A 960-nucleotide genomic window follows, 5' to 3' on the forward strand; every position below is an offset into this window, starting at 1 on the left:
CAAGCGTTTCTTTCACTTTTACATTTTGACCAACAAAGCGGAATGGAACAGAATAACGCTTTCCTCGGTAAGAGATAAACGAATCTCTACTAACCTCTCGTATTTCCCACTTCACTACAGGAAAAGCAGCCTTCTTATGACTCGATTGTAAATACTTTTCTTCGACTTCAAATCGTTTAATTGGTGATTCATTTGTCGTGGCATTTGGTTTTAGGTTAGCTGTTTTATCTAACCATTTGCGAACATCTTCATTAAGAGCTTGAAGTGTGGGCTCATGTTTACGCTGCATAAAATTCTTCTTTAAATAACCAACAACATTTTCTACTTTCCCTTTTGTTTGTGGTCGGTTGGGTTTACATGCCTTCGGTACCACTCCGTAGTACGCTAAGAAGTCTTCAAACTTTTGATTAAAACGAATCTCTACAGGTGAATGTTTAATAACAGCTGTTTTCATATTGTCATAAAGAATCTGTTGTGGAACCCCGTTAAAGTAAGCAAAAGCGTTCATATGGCATTTCATTAAGGTTTCTAAATCCATACTCGTTGAAAATTCTATGTACTTCAGACGAGAATACCCTAGCACCATGACAAAGGCATAAATCTCTTTTTCTACCCCATCGACAAGGTATTTTCCTACATATCCCCAGTCCATTTGAGCTTGTTTACCAGGAGGAGTTTCAAACCGTAAGGTTGCTTGTTTTTTCGGATTCTGACGATGTGGCTTAACGAACTCTCGTAGAATCGTCATTTTCCCTTCGTAACCTAGAGCTTGTATCTCCTCAAATAACACTTCACAATTTGTCGTACCTTCCTTTAAACGTTCTAAGATATACGATTTAAAAGGGTCCAGTTTACTAGGTCTTTTCTTACTAGCCTTCTTATTAGGTAATTGATCTTTTCTAGTGTATTTACGAATTGTCTTTGGATCAAAGCCAGTCTTGTCAGCTATAGCTTTGATTG

General features: G+C 37.5%; 1 protein-coding gene. It reads right to left on the bottom strand.

What is annotated here, in order from left to right; all coding sequences use genetic code 11:
- Positions 1-958: IS21 family transposase (gene istA, locus PZE06_RS25790; protein ID WP_150917888.1), on the bottom strand; the 958-nt coding region annotated here is incomplete at its 3' end.
- Between the last annotated feature and the right edge of the window lie 2 nt (positions 959-960).

Origin of the sequence: Robertmurraya sp. DFI.2.37, assembly GCF_029211245.1 — a bacterium.
GTDB lineage: Bacteria > Bacillota > Bacilli > Bacillales > Cytobacillaceae > Robertmurraya > Robertmurraya methanolica_A.